The sequence below is a fragment of the Aquimarina sp. U1-2 genome, from assembly GCF_017897595.1.
In the GTDB taxonomy this organism is placed as follows: Bacteria; Bacteroidota; Bacteroidia; order Flavobacteriales; family Flavobacteriaceae; genus Aquimarina.
The window spans coordinates 1-375 of record NZ_JAGKIK010000106.1 but is presented as its reverse complement, the minus strand read 5'-3'; the positions used below and the strand labels follow the sequence as shown (position 1 = coordinate 375).

Annotated in this window: 1 pseudogene; it reads right to left on the bottom strand. The window is 40.8% G+C overall.

Annotated elements, in window-relative coordinates:
• A pseudogene (locus J8281_RS19230) lies at positions 1–256 on the bottom strand (peptidase S8); the annotation flags it as partial.
• Between the last annotated feature and the right edge of the window lie 119 nt (positions 257–375).

Here is a 375-nt window from a genome sequence, read left to right as displayed (position 1 = left end):
TATTGATTCCTTCGTTTCCAGCAGAATTTACTGCTAAATAAAAGGGAGCATTGTATGCTACGTCATCCCAAGTTCTAGCATCAGACGAATAGGAACCTATATTTTCTGCTGATACTTGTTGGGAACCACCTGAAAAAATAGGCACTCCATACGAATGGTTCGACAATAATAAGCCATTAGAGGCCTCGTTCAATGCTTCTGTATCGTCTAATATCCAATCATAAGATCTTAAAATTGCTTTGGGAGCCATACCCATTGCGTCAGGATTTTCCCCTTTAGCTAAGAGTGTTCCAGCAACGTGAGTGGCATGGTCACTAATAGGTCCAAAAAAACCACCAGGAAACTCTGGATAAATAACTCTAGACTAAGTCGGAG